This is a genomic window from Kitasatospora terrestris (assembly GCF_039542905.1).
Taxonomy (GTDB): domain Bacteria; phylum Actinomycetota; class Actinomycetes; order Streptomycetales; family Streptomycetaceae; genus Kitasatospora; species Kitasatospora terrestris.
This window is the reverse complement of sequence record NZ_BAABIS010000001.1, coordinates 8,219,176-8,238,831: the sequence shown is the minus strand read 5'-3', so window position 1 is coordinate 8,238,831 and position 19,656 is coordinate 8,219,176. Positions and strand designations below refer to the sequence as shown.

General features: G+C 76.4%; 27 protein-coding genes. 13 read left to right on the top strand and 14 right to left on the bottom strand.

Going from position 1 to position 19,656, the window contains the following annotated elements; translation table 11 throughout:
- Positions 1-17 precede the first annotated feature (17 nt).
- Complete coding sequence (locus ABEB06_RS37610; RefSeq protein WP_345701443.1) at positions 18-950, bottom strand: alpha/beta fold hydrolase; 933 nt, start codon at positions 948-950, stop codon at positions 18-20.
- Between the two features lie 273 nt (positions 951-1,223).
- Here ABEB06_RS37610 and ABEB06_RS37605 point away from each other — a divergent pair, with 273 nt between their 5' ends.
- Both ABEB06_RS37605 and ABEB06_RS37600 read left to right on the top strand, forming a co-directional pair.
- On the top strand, positions 1,224-2,462 hold the full coding sequence (locus tag ABEB06_RS37605; protein WP_345701442.1) for a PucR family transcriptional regulator: 1,239 nt from the start codon (positions 1,224-1,226) through the stop codon (positions 2,460-2,462).
- A gap of 36 nt (positions 2,463-2,498) precedes the next feature.
- A complete protein-coding gene (locus tag ABEB06_RS37600) occupies positions 2,499-2,762 on the top strand; it encodes a PhlB family protein (protein ID WP_345701441.1) in 264 nt (87 codons plus the stop codon).
- A gap of 8 nt (positions 2,763-2,770) precedes the next feature.
- Here ABEB06_RS37600 and ABEB06_RS37595 read toward each other — a convergent pair whose 3' ends face one another.
- Positions 2,771-3,940 (bottom strand): AI-2E family transporter, encoded by a 1,170-nt coding sequence (locus ABEB06_RS37595; protein ID WP_345701440.1) that lies wholly within the window; start codon positions 3,938-3,940, stop codon positions 2,771-2,773.
- 286 nt (positions 3,941-4,226) lie between these two features.
- Here ABEB06_RS37595 and ABEB06_RS37590 point away from each other — a divergent pair, with 286 nt between their 5' ends.
- Complete coding sequence (locus tag ABEB06_RS37590) at positions 4,227-4,454, top strand: DUF6213 family protein (RefSeq protein WP_345701439.1); 228 nt, start codon at positions 4,227-4,229, stop codon at positions 4,452-4,454.
- 26 nt (positions 4,455-4,480) lie between these two features.
- On the opposite strand, the gene ABEB06_RS37585 is transcribed toward ABEB06_RS37590, so the two are convergent.
- On the bottom strand, positions 4,481-6,931 hold the full coding sequence (locus ABEB06_RS37585) for a SpoIIE family protein phosphatase (protein ID WP_345701438.1): 2,451 nt from the start codon (positions 6,929-6,931) through the stop codon (positions 4,481-4,483).
- Positions 6,932-7,291: 360 nt separating this feature from the next.
- Positions 7,292-7,480 carry a hypothetical protein gene (locus ABEB06_RS37580; protein WP_345701437.1) on the bottom strand — a complete coding sequence of 63 codons (189 nt, stop codon included), beginning with the start codon at positions 7,478-7,480 and terminating at the stop codon, positions 7,292-7,294.
- 142 nt (positions 7,481-7,622) lie between these two features.
- On the opposite strand from ABEB06_RS37580, the gene ABEB06_RS37575 reads away from it, so the two are divergent.
- The 4 genes from ABEB06_RS37575 to ABEB06_RS37560 are packed head-to-tail and all read left to right on the top strand — an operon-like array spanning position 7,623 to position 9,583.
- Positions 7,623-8,015, top strand: coding sequence for a DUF6343 family protein (locus ABEB06_RS37575; RefSeq protein WP_345701436.1), 393 nt, complete (start codon positions 7,623-7,625; stop codon positions 8,013-8,015).
- A 27-nt stretch (positions 8,016-8,042) separates the two neighbouring features.
- Positions 8,043-8,369, top strand: coding sequence for a DUF3040 domain-containing protein (locus ABEB06_RS37570; RefSeq protein ID WP_345701435.1), 327 nt, complete (start codon positions 8,043-8,045; stop codon positions 8,367-8,369).
- The gene (locus ABEB06_RS37565; RefSeq protein ID WP_345701434.1) at positions 8,366-9,349 is read left to right on the top strand and encodes an NmrA/HSCARG family protein; all 984 of its coding nucleotides are present in this window, start codon (positions 8,366-8,368) and stop codon (positions 9,347-9,349) included. Before ABEB06_RS37570 ends, ABEB06_RS37565 begins: the two co-directional genes overlap by 4 nt.
- Before the next feature lie 45 nt (positions 9,350-9,394).
- Positions 9,395-9,583, top strand: a complete 189-nt coding sequence (locus ABEB06_RS37560; protein ID WP_345701433.1) for a hypothetical protein — start codon at positions 9,395-9,397, stop codon at positions 9,581-9,583.
- Positions 9,584-9,868: 285 nt separating this feature from the next.
- Here the strand turns inward: ABEB06_RS37560 and ABEB06_RS37555 are convergent, their stop codons facing one another.
- The 4 genes from ABEB06_RS37555 to ABEB06_RS37540 all read right to left on the bottom strand — a co-directional run bounded on the left by ABEB06_RS37555 (position 9,869) and on the right by ABEB06_RS37540 (position 12,889).
- A complete protein-coding gene (locus tag ABEB06_RS37555; protein WP_345701432.1) occupies positions 9,869-10,615 on the bottom strand; it encodes a GAF and ANTAR domain-containing protein in 747 nt (248 codons plus the stop codon).
- Positions 10,616-10,678: 63 nt separating this feature from the next.
- Positions 10,679-11,398, bottom strand: a complete 720-nt coding sequence (locus ABEB06_RS37550) for a GAF domain-containing protein (RefSeq protein WP_345701431.1) — start codon at positions 11,396-11,398, stop codon at positions 10,679-10,681.
- Positions 11,399-11,514: 116 nt separating this feature from the next.
- Positions 11,515-11,982, bottom strand: coding sequence for a hemerythrin domain-containing protein (locus ABEB06_RS37545; protein WP_345701430.1), 468 nt, complete (start codon positions 11,980-11,982; stop codon positions 11,515-11,517).
- A 34-nt stretch (positions 11,983-12,016) separates the two neighbouring features.
- On the bottom strand, positions 12,017-12,889 hold the full coding sequence (locus tag ABEB06_RS37540; protein ID WP_345701429.1) for a Rieske (2Fe-2S) protein: 873 nt from the start codon (positions 12,887-12,889) through the stop codon (positions 12,017-12,019).
- A gap of 116 nt (positions 12,890-13,005) precedes the next feature.
- On the opposite strand from ABEB06_RS37540, the gene ABEB06_RS37535 reads away from it, so the two are divergent.
- A complete protein-coding gene (locus tag ABEB06_RS37535; protein WP_345701428.1) occupies positions 13,006-13,503 on the top strand; it encodes a hemerythrin domain-containing protein in 498 nt (165 codons plus the stop codon).
- A 58-nt stretch (positions 13,504-13,561) separates the two neighbouring features.
- On the opposite strand, the gene ABEB06_RS37530 is transcribed toward ABEB06_RS37535, so the two are convergent.
- The 3 genes from ABEB06_RS37530 to ABEB06_RS37520 are packed head-to-tail and all read right to left on the bottom strand — an operon-like array spanning position 13,562 to position 14,857.
- Positions 13,562-14,335, bottom strand: a complete 774-nt coding sequence (locus tag ABEB06_RS37530) for a VOC family protein (RefSeq protein WP_345701427.1) — start codon at positions 14,333-14,335, stop codon at positions 13,562-13,564.
- A gap of 43 nt (positions 14,336-14,378) precedes the next feature.
- Positions 14,379-14,633 (bottom strand): DUF6296 family protein, encoded by a 255-nt coding sequence (locus ABEB06_RS37525; RefSeq protein WP_345701426.1) that lies wholly within the window; start codon positions 14,631-14,633, stop codon positions 14,379-14,381.
- 53 nt (positions 14,634-14,686) lie between these two features.
- Positions 14,687-14,857: a hypothetical protein gene (locus tag ABEB06_RS37520; protein WP_345701425.1), complete on the bottom strand. Its 171-nt coding sequence runs from the start codon at positions 14,855-14,857 to the stop codon at positions 14,687-14,689.
- Between the two features lie 119 nt (positions 14,858-14,976).
- Here ABEB06_RS37520 and ABEB06_RS37515 point away from each other — a divergent pair, with 119 nt between their 5' ends.
- Genes ABEB06_RS37515 through ABEB06_RS37500 form a run of 4 tightly spaced genes read left to right on the top strand, consistent with a single transcriptional unit; the run spans position 14,977 to position 17,238 of the window.
- Positions 14,977-15,615, top strand: coding sequence for a hypothetical protein (locus ABEB06_RS37515; RefSeq protein ID WP_345701424.1), 639 nt, complete (start codon positions 14,977-14,979; stop codon positions 15,613-15,615).
- Positions 15,612-16,244, top strand: a complete 633-nt coding sequence (locus tag ABEB06_RS37510; protein ID WP_345701423.1) for a nucleotidyltransferase family protein — start codon at positions 15,612-15,614, stop codon at positions 16,242-16,244. The genes ABEB06_RS37515 and ABEB06_RS37510 overlap by 4 nt, the downstream gene beginning before the upstream one ends.
- Entirely contained in the window at positions 16,241-16,495 is a 255-nt protein-coding gene (locus ABEB06_RS37505; protein WP_345701422.1) for a hypothetical protein, read from the top strand. Before ABEB06_RS37510 ends, ABEB06_RS37505 begins: the two co-directional genes overlap by 4 nt.
- A complete protein-coding gene (locus ABEB06_RS37500; protein WP_345701421.1) occupies positions 16,492-17,238 on the top strand; it encodes a metallophosphoesterase family protein in 747 nt (248 codons plus the stop codon). Before ABEB06_RS37505 ends, ABEB06_RS37500 begins: the two co-directional genes overlap by 4 nt.
- 53 nt (positions 17,239-17,291) lie before the next feature.
- Here the strand turns inward: ABEB06_RS37500 and ABEB06_RS37495 are convergent, their stop codons facing one another.
- Positions 17,292-17,471 (bottom strand): hypothetical protein, encoded by a 180-nt coding sequence (locus ABEB06_RS37495; RefSeq protein ID WP_345701420.1) that lies wholly within the window; start codon positions 17,469-17,471, stop codon positions 17,292-17,294.
- A gap of 167 nt (positions 17,472-17,638) precedes the next feature.
- Between ABEB06_RS37495 and ABEB06_RS37490 the strand changes: the two genes are divergently transcribed.
- On the top strand, positions 17,639-17,854 hold the full coding sequence (locus tag ABEB06_RS37490; protein ID WP_345701419.1) for a hypothetical protein: 216 nt from the start codon (positions 17,639-17,641) through the stop codon (positions 17,852-17,854).
- 21 nt (positions 17,855-17,875) lie between these two features.
- Here the strand turns inward: ABEB06_RS37490 and ABEB06_RS37485 are convergent, their stop codons facing one another.
- Both ABEB06_RS37485 and ABEB06_RS37480 read right to left on the bottom strand, forming a co-directional pair.
- Positions 17,876-18,436: a hemerythrin domain-containing protein gene (locus ABEB06_RS37485; protein WP_345701418.1), complete on the bottom strand. Its 561-nt coding sequence runs from the start codon at positions 18,434-18,436 to the stop codon at positions 17,876-17,878.
- A gap of 35 nt (positions 18,437-18,471) precedes the next feature.
- Positions 18,472-19,614 (bottom strand): carboxylate-amine ligase, encoded by a 1,143-nt coding sequence (locus tag ABEB06_RS37480; protein WP_345701417.1) that lies wholly within the window; start codon positions 19,612-19,614, stop codon positions 18,472-18,474.
- Between the last annotated feature and the right edge of the window lie 42 nt (positions 19,615-19,656).

Here is a 19,656-nt window from a genome sequence, read left to right as displayed (position 1 = left end):
GACGGGCAGGCGGGCGGTCAGCTGCCGACCCGCTCCACGAAGGCGAGCAGATCGGCCTCCACCTCGGCGCGGACGGTCTCGTTCAGCACCTCGTGCCGGGCGCCCGGCCAGACCCGCAGCGTGACGTCGGTCAGGCCGGCGGCGTGCAGCCGCTCGACCAGCGTCCGGACCAGCGCGAGGCCGCCGTGCAGCGGGTCGGCCTCGCCGACGGTGAGGTGGACGGGCAGGTCGGGCCGGATCCCGGCGAGCCGGCCGGGGTCGGCGAAGGCCCGGGCGGCGGTGAACATCGCCCGGTTGGCGGCCGGGTCGAGGCCGAACCCGCAGGCCGGGTCGGCCAGGTAGGCGTCGACCTGCGCCTCGTCGCGGGAGAGCCAGTCGAACGGGGTGCGCGCGGGCGCGAACGGCGCGTTGAACACCGACAGGTCCGGCGGCAGGTCGAGGTCGACCAGCGGTTCCAGGACGTCCAGCAGCGTGGTGCCGGAGAGCACCAGGCCGGCGATCCGGTCGCCGCGGTCCAGCACGTACTGCTGCGCGGCGAAGCTGCCCGTGCTGTGCCCCAGCAGGACGACCGGCAGCCCGGGGAGGTCCCGGTGGGCCCGCTCGACCAGCAGGTCGAGGTCGTCCACCAGACCGGCCCAGCCCTGCGCGCCGATCCGGCCGAACGCCTCGCTGTGCGCCGCCGTCAGGCCGTGGCCGCGGTGGTCCTGCCCCTGGACGGCCCAGCCCGCGCCGGCCAGCGTACGGGCCAGGTGGTCGTAGCGCCGGGCGTGCTCGCCGACCCCGTGGGAGAGCTGCACCACCCCGCGAGGCCGGCCCGCGGGCGTCCAGCGGTGCACGGTGACCGGCGTGCCGTCGCGGCCGCGGACGACCTCGGCGGTGCGGACTGCCTCGGCGCGGTGGCCGGCTCCGGCCGGCGGGACGGCTCCGGTCGGCGGGACGGAGGGTGACACCTGCGGACTCCTTCGGACGGGTGCGGCCTCGACGGGAGACCATCCTGCGGCCGCAGGAGCCGCCGCGGCACCGGGACGGCGCCCAGAGTTTCCGCCCGCCCCGTTGTGACGCGTCACAGCCGACCGCCGCCGCGCCTGTCACCCGCCGCCGCCCCGCGTGCCGCCCTCGGCACCCTGCCCCACGACGGGGCTCCCCCGTCCGGAGCCGCCCCTAGGATGACGCCCTGTCAGCCCCCGGAACGCCGTACGCCGACCCCGAGGAAGGCACCGCCTGTGACCGAGCACAATCCCGACGAGACCCTCGGCCCGACCATGGCCGAACGGATGCTGGCCGAACTGCCCCGGCTGCAGGAGGAGATCACCGCCCGCCTGATCGCCGAGCAGCCCGTCTACCGGCGGCTGCCCGGCGAGCAACTGGAACGGGACGTCCGCCGGGTCACCGAGCAGAGCCTGCGCGGCATCGCCCAGTCCCTGCGCACCGGCCGGCCGCTGGAACCCGAGTGGCGGGCCTTCCAGCGCGCCTCGGCCGCCCGCCGGGCCGAGGAGGGCGTGCCGATCGAGGCGGTGGTCGACGCCTACTACCTCGGCGCGCAGGTCTGCGTCGACTTCCTCGGCACCCAGCTCCCGCCCGAACAGGTCGGCTTCGCCTACCGGGCGCTGCTCACCGGGCTGCGCGTCACCGTCGCCGAGGTCACCGCCGGCTACCTGGAGGAGCGGCAGGCCCAGGTCGGCGAGAGCGGCGCCGCCCGGCACACCATGCTCGCCGCGCTGCTCATCGGCGCCGACATCCGCACCGTCGCCGCCCGCACCGGCACCGCCCTGCCGCCCGCCTACCTGGTGCTGAGCCTGGCCATCGGCACCCACCGCGACGAGGCGCGCGAGGACGTCGACGGCGAGGTCGCCGCCCGGCGCAAGATCCGCCGGATCCGCGCCGAACTCGACCGGATCACCGGGGCCCCCGTCCTCGCCCGGCTCACCGCCGGCGAAGGCCTCGCGCTGCTCCCCCGCACCGACCCGGACGCCGAGCAGCGGGCCTGGCTGGACACCGTCCTCGCCGACCTCGGCCGCGCCGCGAACGTCCCGATCACCGCCGGCGCCGCGGCCGGCCCGCCCGAACGGGTGGCCGACGCCGCCCGGCTGGCCGCCGAGGTCAGGGACACCGCCCTCGTCTTCCGCCGCCCGCCCGGCGCGTACCGGCTGGACGACCTCCTCGTCGAGCACCAGCTCACCCGCCCCGGCGCCGCCCGAGACCGGCTCGCCGCGCTGCTCGCCCCGCTCGCCGCCCACCCCGACCTGCTGCCCACCCTGCGGCTCTACCTGGAGTGCGGCCACAACCGCCGCGAGGTCGCCGCCCGGCAGCACATCCATCCCAACACCGTCGACTACCGGCTGCGCCGGATCGCCGCCCTCACCGGCCTCGGCCCCGCCGACCACCACGGCGGCATCACCCTCACCGCCGCCCTCGCCGCCCTCGACGCCGCCGCAGGACGCCCCGGCCCGCCCGTCGCCTGATCATGTGCCCGGCCCACACCTCCCCCGCCGAGGGCGGTGTCGACCGCCACGGCCCGCCGTCGGGACGCGCAGTCCAATCGGATCATCACCCCCACCCCCGTCGTGCCCCACCAGCGCTGCCGCTGGTGCCGCACCCCGCACTCCGGGCAGCGCCTGCTCTGCGGCACCTGCGGCTCCGCCGACCTCGACGACGCCCGCGGCCCGGGCCTCGGCCGGATCGTCCGCCCGGACACCGCGGACCCCACCGCCCGCGGCTTCGTCCTCCACCTCCTCGGCACCCCCGCGGCCCACCACCGCTGACCGACCCGTCACCGGCCGGAGCGGCGGTGGTCCGGCGGGGCGCGCAGCTCCTGGCGGACGGCCCAGGCGACGGAGACCGCCGGGACGGCGAGGGCGGCGCCGATCACGCCGCCGAGGACGGCTCCCGCGGCGACGGACAGGGCGACCGCGACGGGGTGGATCCGCACGGCCCAGCTCATCACCAGCGGGTGCAGCAGGTGGCCCTCGATCTGGCCGATCACCACGATCAGGGCGAGGACCAGCAGGGCCACGACCGGTCCCCGGGTGGCGAGGGCGACCAGGGCGGCGACGGCCAGGGCGACGGGTGAGCCGATCAGCGGGACGAAGGCGGCGAAGAACTCCAGCAGCATCAGCGGCAGCGCGAGCGGCACCCGCAGCACCAGCAGGCCGATGCCGACCAGGATCGCGTTGGTGCCGGCGATCAGGAACAGGCCGCGGGTGTAGCCGGCGAAGGTCCGCCAGCCGGTGCGGCCGACCCGGCCCCAGGTGGATCCGGCGCGGGGGCCGAGCTGCTGCTGCGCCCAGCCCCACATCCGTTCGCCGGAGTGCAGGAAGAAGGCCGAGCAGAAGAGCGCCAGCGCGAGGACGGTACCGGCCTCGACCAGCCGTCCGGCGCTGTTGAGCGCGGTGTCGATCAGCTGGCCGCGGTGCTCGGCGACGAAGCTGCTGATCCGGTGCTGCAGGTCGCTCACCGAGCCGGCCTTGAGGTGGAAGGGCGAGCCGGCCAGCCAGTGTTCGATCCGGTCGACGCCGCCGTGGATCTCCGTGCCGAGCCGGTCGGATTCGGCGGCGACGGCCGAGCCGACGGCGAAGCCGAGGCCGACCAGCACCAGCGCCGCGCCGAGCAGGGTGAACAGCACGGCGAGCGCCCGGGGCATCCTGCGGGCCAGCAGGTCGGTCAGCGGCCGTAGCACCGAGGTGATGACCAGGGCCAGGAAGAGGGCGACGACCGGCAGTTCGAGCCGTCCGAGCACCACGTACGCGGCGTAGGCGGCAGCGCCCACCGCGAGCAGCCGCCAGGCGTACCCGGCGGTTCGCCGCAGTCCGGGACCGGTCCGGTCACCGGAGCCGTCGCGGACGACGACCCGGCGGTACGGGCTTCCGACAGTCCGTGGCCGGCGGCTGCCGAGCGGGGCGCGGACCGGACGGCGCCGGTCAGGCCGGGGTGGTCCGGCCACGGTCCGCCCCGTTCCTCCGGCCGCGCCGCTCCAGGTAGGCCCGGAGACGTCCGAGGTCGCCGCGCACCCGGCGGCCGAGCAGGCCCCACACGGCCGTACCCCGATCCGGGATCCCCGCGGGATCCTGCGCGTTGCCCACTGCCACTGTCGCTCCTTCGTCGCCGTTCGGACCGCCGGGCGTCTGCCCCGGTGGAGGCTCGGGCATGCGGGTTTTCACCCGGGTCGCGAGGGCACACGCCGGTCGAGGGGGTAAGGATGCGGGCGCGATCCCCAGGAGGTGAGGACCATGGGACGGCTGAGCCTGCCGCTGATCAGTGGGCTGGACACCGGGTTGGTCGTACCGGCGGTCCAGCTGACCGGGCTGATGCGCGCACTGGCCGACGAGTGGGAGCGGTGGACCGAGGACGCCGATGCGGGCCTGGACCCCGGTACGGTGCTGGCCCTGGCGGGCGTGCTGCGCCAGCTCAGCGACCAGATCGACGTGGAGTGCATCGCCGCCGCCTCCGGCGACTGAGCGTCCGGCGCGCCGCGCGGCGGCGGTCACGCGGTGCGCCCGGTGTCGTCGGACGACGCGGCCCGGCGCAGCCGCAGGGCGACCAGGCAGGCGTCGTCGAGCGGGTTGGGCAGGCCCAGCCGGCGCAGGACGTGGTCGAGGCGGCCTTCCAGGTCGGGTGCCCGGTACTCGTCCAGGGCGCGCAGCAGCCGCGTCACGCCGGCACCGAGTTCGCTGCCGCGCCGTTCCACCACGCCGTCGGTGTACAGCACCAGCGTCCGACCCGGTTCCAGGACCGTCTCGGCAGTGGCGTAGCGCGCGGTCGGCACCACGCCGAGGACCAGGCCGTCCGGTTGTCCGAGGGCGTGCGCGGTGCCGTCGTGGCCGACCACGACGGGCGGCAGGTGGCCGGCCCGGGCCCAGACGAGCCGTCCGGTCCGGGGGTCGAGCCGGCCGCACAGAACGGTGGCGATGAAGTCCGCGTGCTCGTGGCAGAGCATCCGGTTGAGCCGTCCGAGGATCTGCGCGGGGTCGCCCCCGTCGTAGGCGAGGCCCCGCAGGGCGTGCCGCAGCCGGGCCATGCCCGCGGCGGCCCCGATGCCGTGCCCTGAGACGTCGCCGACGGTGAACAGGACGGTCCGGTCGGGCAGTTCCAGCACGTCGTACCAGTCGCCCCCGACCTTGCTGCCGTGCTCGGCGGGAACGTAGCGGGCGGCGAACTCCACGTGGTCCGAGGGCGGCCCGGCGGGGGCCGCCATCAGGGCGCGCTGCAGGGCCTCGACGACGTGCCGTTCCTCGTCCGTGCGGCGGCGCTGCTCGGCGAGCTGGTCGCGGGCGGCCGACAGGGCCTGCTCGGTGCGCCGCCGGAGCGTGACGTCCTGCACGACGCCGTCGACGGCGACCACCCCGTCGCCGGCGGAGGTCGCCTCGGCCAGCGCCCGGAGGCTGCGGAAGCCGGTGTCCGAGGGGACCTCGAACTCCAGGGTGACGGGGGCGCCCGCGGCCAGCAGCGCCTCGGCGGCCTCCCGGACCGCGGGCCGGTCGGCGGGGGCGACGGCGGCGAGCAGGCGCCCGGCCTCCACGGGCCCGGGCTCGCGGTCGGTGACACCCAGCAGTCGCAGGGTCTCCGCGGAACAGGTCGGCGCGTCCGTGCCGGGCCGCCAGCTCCAGGTGCCGACCCGGGCCAGCCGCTGGGCCTGCTCCAGGTGGGCGGCGTTCCGGTCCAGCTCGTCGTGGGCGTGCCAGCTGAGCAGGGCGCCGTCCAGGAACGGCACCGCGGTCAGGGTCATCACGGAGGACCGCAGGGTGCCCTGGACGTTCTCCACGTACCGCTCGGCCGTGCCCCGAAAGGGCTCCATGCCCGTGACGACGTCGAGCAGCCGCCGGAAGACCCCGGAGGCGACCATGCCGGGGTAGAGCTCGGTGAGGCGGCGGCCGACCAGGTCGGCACGGACCCGCCCCGCGAGGTCGACGGTGGCGGTGTTCGCGTGCTCGACGACCAGGTCGACGACGGTGCCGTCGGTCTCGCGGACGGCCCCGAGGACCAGGACGGGATCGAGCAGCCCGTCCAGCACCGCCCGGAACCACGGCGTCGAGGCGGACTCCCGATGACCGGTCCCCTGCTGTGCGTCGGCGACGACCCGGGGCAGTTCGGCGGCGACCAGCCGCGCGATCGTCTCCAGGTACGCGGCGGCGGCCGGGTCGGTCCGGTACTCCCGGGGCCAGCCGAGCTTCATGGCGCCGATCACCCGCCCGCCCGTTCTCAGCGGGAGGGCGCAGACCGTGCGGCCGGGGATCAGGTCCTCGCCGGGCAGGTCCGGGTAACGGGCCGCGAACTCGGTCCGGTCGTGCACCCACACGGTGGTGCCGCGGTGGGCGGCCTCGGTGAGCGGGACGGCGGTCCGGGGCGGGATCCGCTGCCACTGGCTGAGCTGCTGCGCGGGGACGCCGTGGCTGCCGGTCAGCCGGAGCGCTCCGTCCGGTTCGAGGAGGGCGAGCACCACGGCGCCCACGCCGAGGGTCGCCAGCGCCACCTCGTGCAGTCTGCGGGCCAGGTCGTCGGGGGTCTCGGCGGTGGCGAGCGCGGACGCGGCGAGGTGGAAGCGGGCGGCCCGGTCCAGGGCCGCGGGGTCGGGGCCGGACGCGGGCCCCGCCCCCGCTGCGGCGGCACCGGCCCGGCCGGCTGCCCGCGGGTGTTCGGTCATGATGCGCAGCGGTGGCGTCGTCGTCCGGCGGGGCCCGCTGGGCGGTTCGGGCGGCGCGGCGACCCCCAGCAGGTCGGCCGCGACCTCGACCAGTCGGCGGTTCTGCCGCTGGGACTCCGCGGACAGCTGGGCGAACGCCTCGTCCGGGGTGCACTGCTGCCGGGCGACCAGGACGCCCTTGGCCATCTCGATCACCCCGCGCGTGCGCATGGCGGCCCGGAGCCCCTCGATCTCCGCCCGCAGGCGGTCGACCGTGGCCTCCAGCACGGGCCGATCGCCCGACTCATCCGTCACCGCTCTCGCCTCCCGGCACGGTGGCGGACCTCCTCGCACTCCGGCGGGGGCCCGTCCCCGACAGGAACACCATCCAGGTTAGGACGCCGCCCGCGTGTCCCGCAGGACGACACGGGCGGCGTGCCGGACCGGACCGGCGGCGAACGGCCGGTTCGTCGGACGCTTCACGACCGCCGACCGGACGGGTGGGTGCGGCAGGAACAGGAACCGGCTGATCAGGCTCAGCGCGGTGAAGGGCATGCCGCCGTGGCGCCGCTGGAACAGCCCCGGCCGGCCACCGCCACCGGGACGCCGGGCCCGCCCCGACCGCGCGGGTCGGCCCGAACGGGTGGAGGCCCGTCGGTAAACCCTCGTCCGGGCTCAGTTCCCGTCCTCCTCCGGCTCCGGCTCGGGCTCCGCCTTCTGCTCGGCGACCTGTGCGCCGGCCCGCACCGTCGGTGCGGTGCGGCTCCCCGGCCGCTTCTCCCGGTCCTCGCCGCCCCGCTCCTCCGCGGTGTCGTCGTGGTGGAGCGGGACGCCTCCGGCGCCGCCCTGCGGTATGTCGTCCATGGCCTGCTCCCGGTCGTCGTGGAGCCACCCGGCTACCCGGCGGTACCGGTGCCGAAACGGCCCGTCGGCCGGTGCCGGTCCGGGTGTGCGACCGCTCCCGGCGGGTAGACGCACTGGCTGGAGAGCGAGCTGGGAGGCCGCGATGGCAGTACAGCGCCGTCCGGGGGTCCGGCACTCGCCGCGCCGTGCGGGAGAGCGCCACGACTTCCCGCACGCCCCGTCCGGGCCCGGCCGCACGACTCCGGAGGTCCGACCGCAGGACGAGGTGCGCCGGGGCGACGAACCGGTGACCGCCCGCACCGACCTGGAGTTGCGGCGGCTGCTGTCACGGGTGTTCCTGGGCCTGTTCGTCTGCGGTGCGGCGGCGTTCACGGTGCTGGCGGTGGTCTCCGGGGGCGGCCCCGCGCCGAACCGTTCGACCTTCGCGGTGTTCGCCGCGGTCTGCGTCGCGTTCGCCGGGATCGCGGCGGTCGACCTGATCGTGATCGGCCGGCGGCTCGCCGCCGGGCAGGGCCGACGCCCCGAGCGCCGCTGAGGACGGAGAGGACGGGAGGTGGCGGCGGTGAACGAGCCGACGCTCTCCGAGCGCGAGCGGCGCATCCTCGCCGAGATCGAGCGGGACCTGAGCGCCGACGAGCGCCTGGACCGGGCGCTGCGCACCATGCGCCGGGGCCCGTGGCACCGCGCGGCCCGGGCCGGTGCGGCCCTCGCGCGGGTGCCCTCCGGTGTGCTGGCCGTCCTGGTGGCGCTGTCCACCGCGCTGCTGCTGGTCGGCACCCAGGTCCACACCACCCCGGCACTCGGCCTGTTCGCCGTGGTCTGGGTGCCCACGCTGGCTGCCGTCGCGGCGCACTCCGTGCGCCGGTGGCGGAGGAGGAGGATTCCATGACCACCCCGAGCAGGACGGTCTCCGTGTTCGGCGCCACCGGCCAGCAGGGCGGCGCCCTGGCCGGAGCGATCCTGGGCGCGCCCGAGCGCCCGTTCGCCGTCCGGGCGTTGACGCGCACGCCGGGCTCGGACGCCGCCCGCGCCCTGGAGCGGGCCGGCGCCGAGGTGGTGCGCGCCGACCTGGACGACGCCGCCACCCTCGCCCCCGCCCTGGAGGGCTCGTACGGGGCTTTCGTGGTCACCGACTTCTGGCAGGACATGGACGCCGACCACGAGAAGGCCCGCGCCGCCGCGGCTGCGGCGGCCTGCGCCCACGCCAACGTGCAGCACGTGATCTGGTCGACGCTGGACGACACCCGGGAGTGCGTCCCGCTGGACGACGACCGGATGCCGACCCTGCAGGGCCGTTACAAGGTGCCGCACTTCGACGCCAAGGCCGATGCGGACGCCTACTTCTCGGACGCCGGGGTACCGACCACCTTCCTGCGCGCGACGTTCTTCTGGGAGAACCTGCTCACCATGTCCGCTCCGCAGCGCGGCGAGGACGGCGTGCTGCGCCTGGCCCTGCCGATGGGCGACAGCCCGCTCTCCGGCATCGCGGTGCGGGACGTCGGCCGGATCGCCCGCGCGGTGCTGGAGCGCGGCACCGACCTGATCGGCGCCACCGTCCCGGTCGCCGGCGAGCACCTGCCGGTGGCCGAGATGGCCCGACGGCTGTCGGCCGTCCTGGACGAACCGGTGGAGTACGTCCCGATGGACCCGGACGCGTTCCGGGCGCTCGGGTTCCCCGGGGCCGACGAGGTCGGCAACATGTTCCAGTACTACCGCGACTGCGCGGAGCGGTTCACCGCCGCCCGCGACCTCGCCGCCGTCCGGGCACTCGACCCCGGGCTGCAGGACTTCGACCACTGGCTGGCCGCCCACCGGGACGAGCTGCGCGCCGCCCTGGCCCCCGACCCGGACGACGCGAACGCGCGCTAGCCTGGAAGGTCAGCTGCACGGAGGGCAGGAACGGAGGTCGGTCCGGTGGCCGATGCGAAGCGGGAACTCCAGTCGTTGGGCGACGTGTTCGGCAGTCCGGTCGAACCGGCCGACGCGGAGGTGCAGGCCCGGGTGCGCCGGGTGGTGGCGGCGCACGCCCACGGCGTCGAGGACTGCCGGCTGCTGCTGGAGGCGCTCGGCCTGCTGCCCGGGCCGACACCGATCGGCCACTGAGCGTCGGCCGCTGAGCGGTCGGCCGACGTCCGTCAGGGCGTCGCTCCCGCCCCGCGGGCGGTCGCGTAGCGGCGCCTCGCGCGTACGCACAGCCCGGTGGGATAGCGCCCGCTCCGGTCGGCCGGGCCGAACGGCGAGCGGCGGCCGGGGCGGTGGCGCACCCGGTACGGGGCGGCGGAGATCGTTCGGCTCGGCAGCACGGCTCCTCCAGGTGCTCGGTGAGTGCGTGCCACGCGGCTACCCGGACCGTGCCGGGCCATTCCGCCTCCGGACCGTTCGCGTCGCTCAGTCCCCGCCGGGACGGGTCCGCGGTGCCGGTCCGAGCACGGCGTCGGGGGCGAGGGCGCCGGAGACCAGGGCGGCGGCGGTCTCGGTCGGGCCCTGGACGTACCGCCGGGCATGGACGGCCAGCCGTTCGAACGCCTCGTCCGTGCCGATCCCGCCGGCCTCGGCGAGCATCCCCTTCGCGCGTTCGATCAGCGACCGGTCGGCCAGCGCGTGGGCGATGGTCTCGCCGGTGCTCTCCACGTCGAGCTGCCGGTGGTGGAGCACGGCGAGCACCGCGAGGTCGGCGAAGACCTGCGCGGCACGCAGGTCCTCCTCGCCGCGCCCGGCGGCCCCCACGTCGAACAGGCTCAGTGCGCCCACGGTGGTGTCGCACAGCCGGAGCGGCAGGGCCCGTGCGGAGTTGAACCCGGCCAGGCGGCCGGCCGGGGCGAACAGCGGCCAGCGCGCGTCGGCCGCGGACAGGTCGGTCTCGATCACCGGGCGGCCGAGCCGGACGCAGTCGATGCACGGCCCCTCGCCGACCTCCATCTGCCGCCGTTCCAGGGCGCGCACCGCCTCGCTGGAGTAGGCGACGTCGCGCAGCGTGCCGGCGCGGTCGACCACGACGATGCCGGCGCCGCCGGCGGAGCACAGCGTCACGCAGCACCCGGCGATCCGGTCGAGCAGCTCGGCGAGGTCGAAGTCACCGACCAGTGATTCGGTGAGGCTCGCGAAAGCCTCGTTCAGCTCCGCCTGGCGGCCCATGACGTCTCTCCCTGTCCTGTCCAACGCTACGCCGCCTCCGGGGGCACGGTCGCGGTCCACGGCTCAGTCCTCCCCGGTGAAGCGCAGCGCCCGCTCGACGACGTCCTGCGCCACCCGGTCCACCGGCCTGCCGGTGGCGAAGGCGTGCGCCCGCAGCCGGGCCAGGGCGGTCTCCGGCCCCACCCCGAGCTGCACCATCACCACGCCCACGGCCTGGTCGACCACCACGCCGTCCACCGTGGGCTCGGACAGCCACGGCGGCGCGGGCCCGGATCCGGCCGCCGCACCGGCCAGCGACCCGGCCAGCGCCAGGCTCGCGGCGTCGGCGGCCAGCCACGCGCCCGCCAGGCGCTCACCCGTGAAGGAGCCGCCGTCGGACGGGTAGAGGCCCAGCACGCCCATCCGCCGTCCTCCGACGCCGAGCGGGAAGGCGGCGACACCGCGGACCTGCGGGGGCGCCTCGGCGAGCGTCGCCGCCAGGACCGGCCACCGGTCGCCCTCCGGTCCGGCGAGGTCGCCGACCAGCACCGGCCGCCCGGCGCCGAACGCGTCCACGCACGGCCCCTCGCCGAGGGTGTGCTGGACGCGCTGGACGTCGCCGACGGTCTCGTCGCTGGCCGACAGCACCACGCCGTGCGCACGGCCGGTCATCACCGAGATGGCCGCGCCGCGGAGGTCCAGGGCCAGGACGCAGGCCGCGCAGAGCCGACCCGGCAGGCCGTCGGCATCCGCCGGGTCGGCCGCCTCGGCCATCAGCTGCGCCACTCGCGCCAGGTAGTCCATGTCACCGTCCGTCTGGGGACCGTCAGGTCGTCGTGTCGGGGCCCTCCTAGGCCGGAGAACGGGCCGGGCCCGGCCGCCCGCCACGCGCCCGGCCGGCCGGCCGGCCGCCGCATGTCCTACCGCCCGGGCGGGGCGGCGAAGCCCGGGACGGCCTCCGGCCGCGGCACCCGGTCGGCCCGGTAGAGCTCGCCCAGCGCCTCCAGCCGTTCGGGTGCCACCGCGCCGCTCAGCGCGGGCAGCACTTCGGCCTCCTCGCTGCGGATGTGCTCGGTGATGGCGTCCACCACCCCGTCGGCCACCCGGTCGCTGTCCGGCCCGGCCGTGCCGCGCGCCAGCAGGGCGAGCAGCCGCTCCGCCCGGAGGTCGATCGCGGCGATCTGCCCGGCGCCCGGCTCCTGGTCCGACAGCTCCCGGGAGACCAGCGGGTGGACGTAGTGCTCGACGGCCCGGAAGTGGGCCCGGGCCAACTCGTCCAGCTCGCCGAGGGCGGACCGGCGGCCCTCCTCGCCGTTGCGCAGGCGCCCGCACAGCCGCAGCATCGCCCGGTGGTCCCGGACGATCAGCTCGATCACGCTCTCCGCCATCGTCCGTCTCCTCTCCGTGCCGCGGGCCGCCGGCTCAGTCCGCGGCCGCGCGGATCTCCAGTCGGTCGCTCAGGACCCTGGTGTCGAACCTGGGCTGCGCCGCGGTCGCCGGCCCGCGCACCGGCCGGCCGTCCGCCAGCCGGAACCGGGAGCCGTGCAGCGGGCACCGCACGCACCCGTCCTCCACCTGCCCCTCCGCCAGCGACCCCGACATGTGGGTGCACCGGTCGGCGAGCACGTCGAACCCCTCGGTGCCGCGCACCACGACGACCGGCACCTCGCCCAGTTCGCGGCGCACCGGCCGCCCGCGCGGGAACTCGTCGACCGCCCCGACCTGGTGCCAGCTGGGCGGAGCGAGCCGCGGTACCGCTTCGGCGTGCGCGGCGCCGGCCGCCTGACGGTACGCCAGGTGGCCGCCGAGGGTGGCCGCGGCGCCGACCAGCCCCAGGCCGGCCAGGCCCAGCCACCGCCCGGCGCGGTCGTGCCCCCGGCACCGGGCGCGCAGGGCGGCGGCGTGCAGGCCGGTCGCGGTGGCGGCACCGAGCGCGTGCACCAGGCCGGTCCGCCGGTGGCCCGGCGGCAGGTCGGACCAGTCGACCCAGCCGGCCAGGAGGGTGGGGGGCGCGGCCAGCAGCCCGGCGGCGGTCAGCCGGCGGACGGCGCGCTGCGGCGCCCCGGTGACGTCGAGCAGGGCGGCGGAGAGCCAGCAGCCGATCGGCACCTGGGCGAGCGCCGGGTGGAGCGGGTGGCCCAGCCACAGACCGCGCAGCACGTCGCGGAGCGCCGGCGACAGCGGCAGCCGGACGACCACGGCGCGGATCCGGTCGGAGACCGGATCGAGCACCGACCAGCCGGACGGGGCGTCGAGCCAGCCGGGGAGGGCTTCGGGCAGTGCGGATCGGTCCATGTCCGGCGGCTTGCCGTCCTGCCGGGTTCCAAACCCGGTGCCACGGGACCGCCACCGGCGGGGTTTGCCCGGCCCCGGTCCGGGGACACGTGCAGCCACCCAGCAAGGAGGGCGCCATGTCCACCGATGCCATCGTTCTGCTGCGCGAGGACCACCGCAAGCTCCGGCACCTGTTCCGCGACTACCTCGCGCCCGGTACGACGGACTCCGCCCGCGCCGAGGACGCCGAGCGGATCGTCCACGAGCTGACCGTCCACACCTACCTCGAGGACGAGGTGGTGTACCCGGAGGTGCGCCGCCAGGTGCCCGAACTCGCCGACGCCATGCGGGTCGCCCAGCAGGAGCACCACGTCTCCGACCTGCTCTGCCAGGAGATCGCCGTGATGAACGACGGCGACCCGCAGCGCGACGCCAAACTCCGCGTCCTGATCGGGACCGTCTCCCGCCACCTCGACGCCGAGGAGGGCGAGTGGTTCCCTCAGGTCCGGGCCGCCATCGGCCGCACCGAGCTCCGCCGGATCGGCGAACGGATGCAGGCGGTCCGCGAGACGGCGCCCCGCGAGCCGGAGAAGCCCGGCCTGCTGCGGCGCTTCGCCGACGCGCTGGAGCCCTGACCGCTGGAGCCCCGACCGCGGGAGCCCCGACCGCGGCCGGAGCCCTGACCGCGGCTGCTCAGCTCGCGCCCAGGACCGCGAACCTCGCGCCCTGCGGGTCGGTGAGCAGGACCCGCCGGGCCGCCCCGGCGCCGAGTTCCCGCCGGACGCCGCCCCGCAGGCCGGCGGCCCTGCGCACCGCCCGGTCGAGGTCGGGGACCGCGAACAGCACCTCCCACCGGGCGTGCTGTCCGTCGTGCCCGTCGCCGTCGGCCCGGCGCAGCGCCGCCGCGGCCACCCCGCCGGCCCGGACCACCACCCGGTCGTCCTCGAAGGCGATGTCGATGCGCGGCCGTTGCTCCCACTCGAAGACCTCGCCGTAGAAGACCGCGGCCGCGAACGGATCGGGACAGCGCAGCTCCGCCCCGAAGGGCGCGCCGGGGCCGAGCGCGCACGCGTCGACCCCGTCGACCTGCCGGATGCCGAACGCCGCGCCCTGCGGGTCGGCCGCGACCGCGAAGCGGCCGAGGCGGGTTTCGATCGCCCCGACCGCCAGCGTGCCGCCGCACTCGCGGACCAGTTCGGCGGTCCGGTCCGCGTCCTCGGTGCCGAAGTACGGGATCCAGGCCGCCCGGTCCGCCGGGCCGTCGCCGGCCAGGAAGGCCACCGGCGTGCCGGCCGCCCGGGCGGTCACCCAGCGCCCGCCGCCCGGCCGGTCGAACTCCCAGCCGAGCAGCGGGCCGTAGAAGTCGAGCGCGGTCGGCAGGCTGCCGGTCAGCAGACCGGCCCAGCACGGTACCGCCGGCTCGCAGCGCCCGGTCACGGCGACCGGTCCGGGGTGCGTCGTCCGCATGCCACTCGTCCCTTCCGCCACGCGGACCGGTCCGCCGTCCGCTTCACCATCGCGATCTGTCCGGGAGTGGCACGGCGTGCCACAGCATCCCGTCCACCGCCCGGCCGTCGGGTCCGATCCGCCGGGCGGTGTCGCCGAGGATCTCCACCCGGAACAGGGCCTGCGCGTCGGCGTACAGCCATCCGCCGTTCGGCCCCGCGACGCCGAGGCGGCAGACGACCACCACCTGGGCCTCGCCGTGCCCCGCGCCGTTGGACGGCAGGACCACGGCGTACCGGACGGCGGGCTCCGTCATCATCGGGTCCACCTCCTCGGCCTGGGCGTCTAGCCGCCGGCCCGGCGGTCGAAACCTCATCCGTCGTCCTCGGCCCCGTCCGTCTCCGCGAACTCCGGGCCGTTCTCCGCCGTCTTGTCCTCCTCGTCCGGGGGCGGCGGCGACCCCTCACCCGTCATCCTCGACTCGACTGTCTCCGTCGGCGGCCATTCGTCCTGCGGGTGGCCGGTCCCGTTCTCAGTAGTCATGGCTCGCGCCTACCCCGTCACCGGGGAACAAGCCGCCGACCGGCTCACCCGATCGGTTTTCCGCCGGTCGCGGTGGGCAGACGCGCCCACGTGTCCGGCCGAGGAGGGTGGCGAGGAGCATGGACGGCGCGGCCCCGATGACGGTGCAGGTCCGGCTCGTCCTGCTCGATCTGTGGGAGGGCGAGCGGCGGCTCGCCGAGGAGCTCACCGAACTCGCCGGCCGTACCGGCGGGGGTCACGGCCTCGCCGGGGCGGCCGCCGAACTCGCGGAGGTCTCCCGCGGTCACGCGGGGTGGATCGCCCGGCTCACCGAGCCTCCGCCACCGATCCCGGCCCGGATCCACCAGCGACGCCCTCCGGGCCTCGGCCTCGGGCCGGTGCGGGTGCAGCGCCCCGAGCCGATCCCGGGGCGCTCCCGCGACCCGGGGCTGGTGCTGCTGCACGAGCTGCGCCGCCTGTACCTGATGACCGGTGACAACCTGCTGCTCTGGGACACCCTGTGCTGCGTCGCCCCGGTGACGGGACTGCGCGTCCTGCTCGACCTCGCCGCGGTCTGCCGGCCCGGTACGGTGGCGCAGCTGACCTGGGCCCGCGCGGCGCTCCGCGAGCGGGCCGCGACGGCCCTCACCGGCCGCGGGCTGCACCACCGCAGCACCCTGGCCGTCCTGAACGCGGTCGAGCACTCGGACGACCCGGGCGACTGGCTGGTACCGGCCGTTCCCGGGCCGGGTGCGTCGCTGAGGAGGACGACGACGTGAACCGTCGAGGCGCCGACCCCGCCCGGCCCGCGCAGGCCGCCCCGGCCGACCCCTGGCAGGGCATCCTGGAGGCCACCAAGCAGGTGGCCGGGCTGCTGAAGGCCAGCGGCCACCGCTTCGCGCTGGCCGGCAGCGTGGCCGCGTACGCCCACGGGGTGGCCCGGCGCACCGTGCACGACACCGACTTCTGCGTGCTGCGCGAGGACGCGGCGGACGTCGTCGAGGTGCTGCGCGGGGCCGGCCTGCGGGTCTGGTCGCCGCCGGAGGACTGGCTGGTCAAGGCGGACTTCCGGGGTCACCCGATCGACCTGATCTTCGACCTGTCGGACCGTCCGGTCACCGCCGAGCTGCTGGAGCGGGCCCAGGTGCTCCCGGTGGATTCGGTCTGGATGCCGGTCCTCTCCCCCACCGACCTGATGGCCAGCCAGCTCACCGCCTTCTCCGAGCACCACTGCGACTTCGGCGCCACCCTGCCGGTCGCGCGGACGCTGCGCGAGCGGGTGGACTGGGCGGCGGTGCGCGAGCGCTGCCGCGGTCTGCCGATGGCGGACGCCTTCCTCTTCCTGCTGGAGCGGCTGGACGTGATCGGCCCCGAGGAGCCGACCCTTCCCCTGGAGGTACCCGGATGAGCACCCCCGTCCACGTCGAGTACCGGGTCGCCCGGCTCCAACAGCTGCTGGCCGGCGGGCCGTTCGCCGAACTGGGCCTGCGGGTGGAGTTCCGCGGCGACGTCGTGCTGCTGTCCGCCGTGGTCTCCAGCCCGGCGGCCCGCGAGCACCTGCTCCGCACCATCGCCGCCGAACTGGACGGCCTGGACGTGCACTCCGACATCGCGCTCGCCGACATGGCGGCCCCCGACCACCCGGAGCAGGTCCCGTGAGCGGCCCGGTGCGGGTCGCCGCGGTCGGCGACATCCACCTGGCGCCGGACGCCGCCGGCCGCTACCGCGGCGCGTTCCAGGCGCTCGACGGCCAGGCCGACGTGCTGCTGCTGGCAGGCGACCTCACCCGGCACGGCTCGGCGGAGGAGGCCCGGACGGTCGCCGCCGAGGTCGCCGGCCTGCCGGTGCCGGTGCTCGCCGTGCTCGGCAACCACGACCACCAGGCCGGCCGTCCGGACGAGGTCGCCGCGATCCTGCGCGACGAGGGCGGGGTCGGTGTCCTGGAGGGCTCGGCGACGGTCCTGACCCTGGCGGGGCGGCGGGTCGGGGTGGCCGGCACCAAGGGCTTCGGAGGCGGCTTCCCCGGCCGCTGCTGCAGCGAGTTCGGCGAGGAGGAGATGAAGGCGTTCGTCCGCTACTCGCGCCGGCTCGCCGAGGGCCTGCACGAGGCACTGGAAGGGCTGGCCGGGTGCGACCTGCGGATCGCCCTCACCCACTTCTCCCCGGTGCCCGACACACTGGCCGGAGAGCCGCTGGAGATCTACCCCTTCCTCGGCAGCTACCTGCTCGCCGAGGCGATCGACGCGGGCGGCGCCGACCTCGCCGTGCACGGCCACGCCCACGCCGGCACCGAGCGGGGCCTGACCACCGGCGGCGTGCCGGTCCGCAACGTGGCGCAACCGGTGATCCGGCACGCCTTCGCCCTGTACGAGCTCGACGGCGACGCCCGGCGCCCGCTGTGAGCACGGCGGTGGGCCCGGCCGGACGGCCGGGCCCACCCGCAACCGAGGACCTCTCAGTCCTCGCCGAGCACCGCGTAGCGCTCGGCCTCGTCCAGCCACGCCGTCTCGGCGTCGTAGCGGTCCTCCCACCGCATGCGCTCCGCGTCACGGCACGGCGCGCCGTACCGTCCGACCCGCCGCGCGGGGACCTCCCTGCCGGGACGCTGGCTCCGGTCCTCCTCCCGCTCGGCCATGACGGCCTCCTTCCGACGTTCTCTCTCCCCCGCGCCTACCCGCTCCCCCCACCCGGAACCCCGCCGGGCCGACCCGGGCGGAGCCTTCGACCGGGCGTCGGGTCCGGCCGCGTTTGGCCGTCCCGCCGCCGGGCAGACGCGGGGGCCGCCCCGGAGAGGAATCCCCGATGAACCGGCCGAAGGATCCTGCGCCCGACGACGACGGCCCTGCCGCCGACCCCTCCGACCCCGACCCCTCCGACCTCGACCTCGACCCGCCCCTGCCGTGGCAGATCGGCCAGGCGCCCCGCCCGCGGTCGCGCCTGCGCCGCGTGGAGCGCCTGGACCTGCCCGAGGAACCCGAGCCTCCCCGGCCGCCCGACGCGCCCGGATCCGGGCGCTGAGCCGCCGTCGGGTGCCGTCCGTCAGGAGCGGCCGCGGCCGGTGACCAGGTCGCGGGCCCGGTCGACCAGGCCGGTGCCGGCGGCGAGCAGCTTGTTGGCGGGCGGGGTGTCGGGCGCGGACGGGTGCGGCCGGGTCGGCGCGAACTTCTTGGCCGTCCGCACCTTGTCCCCGAGCTCGTCCAACTGCTCGGCGGTGCACGCCTCGGCGAGGGCGGGGAAGAGGTTGGCCTCCTCGTCGGAGACGTGCGCCGACACCTCGTTCACCAGTTGGTCCACCAGCAGGTCGAAGCGCACGTCGTCGCAGTCCAGGCCCTCGAGTTCCTTCAGCAGCCGCTCGACCGCGGCGTGGTCCTCGATCTCCCGGTCGGCCAGGCGGTCACCGCCGGGCAGGTGCTCGCGGACGGCCGGGTAGAGGTACATCTCCTCGGCGACCGAGTGCCGGACCAGCTCGATGGTGAACTCGTCGGCGACCTCGCGGCGCCGCTCGTCCCCGCTCGGCAAGGCCTGGATCCGGTCGAACATCTCCTCCACCTCGCGGTGGTCGGCCAGCAGTTCCGCTATCACATTTCCGCCGTGTCCCATGATCGTCACACCTTCCTGTGCCGCGCTGGTCGCGGTCACCGGTCGGCTGCCCCGACGCCCGGGCGTGAAACGGGCCGGCGTGCGGCGCCGGTGCAGGACGAACCGACCAGGCGCAGCAGCCCCTCCCGGCCGTCGCGCTGGAGGGCCCGGCGCTGGCGGACGGCGCCGTTGCCCTCCGCCCCGAACCGCTCCAGCACCGGCAGCACGTACCGCAGGTCGTCGCTCCGGCCGTCGCGCAGCGCGGGCCGGGCCAGCAGCCGGGTGGCGCTGTCCACTGCCCGGGCGGACCGGCCGAGGAGCGGGTCCCACACCTGCCCGGCGCTTCCGCCCCGGGCGGCCTGCCAGACGGCGGCGGCCAGTATCTCGGGGCGCGTCCGGGCCGACGGGGGCCCGCACAGGTCCCCGTCCATGGCGGCCGCGACCAGGGTCCGGATCAGCCCGGCCAGCATGACCGCGTCGTCCACGCCCAACTGCACGTCCATGGCCCGCACTTCGATGGTCGGGTAGCGGTCCGAGCAGCGCACCATCCAGTAGATCCCGCCGCTGTCGCGGATCAGTCCGGTCCGGCGCAGCCGTTCGACCCGCCGGTCGTGGTCGGCCGCGTCGGCGAACTCCGGCGGGACGCCGCTGACCGGCCAGCGGCCGAAGACGACGGTGCGCCAGCTGGCGAAGCCGGTGTCGGCGCCGCCCCACAGCGGCGAGTTGGCGGCCAGCGCGATCAGCAGCGGCAGGGCGGGCCGCAGCCGGTTCAGGACGGTGACGGCGGTCTCCCGGTCCGGGATCCCCACGTGCACGTGCATGCCCGCGATCAGTTGCTCGTCGGTCAGCCGGGGCGCGTCGGCCCGCATCGTCTTGTAGCGCGGAACCCGGGTCACGGGTACCGCGAGACGGTCGGCGAACGGCGCGGCGCCGGTCGCCGCCAGTCGGCAGCCCGCCTCGCCCGCGGCTCCGGCCAGCGCCCTGCGCAGCCGCAGCAGGTGGTCGCGGACCTCGTCGAGCCCGTGGCAGACCGGGGTGGCCACCTCGATCTGCGCCTGCAGCAGCTCCGGCTGCACCTCCCCCTCGCGCAGCGCCGGTTGCAGTCCGGCAGCGGCCCGCACCTGCTCGGCCCTGGCGACCGGGGTCCCGGTCTCCGGGTCGAGCAGGAGGTACTCCTCCTCCACACCGATGGTCAGCATGGCCAGCGGCTACCCCGCGTGGCGGTTCCGAATCCCGCGCGG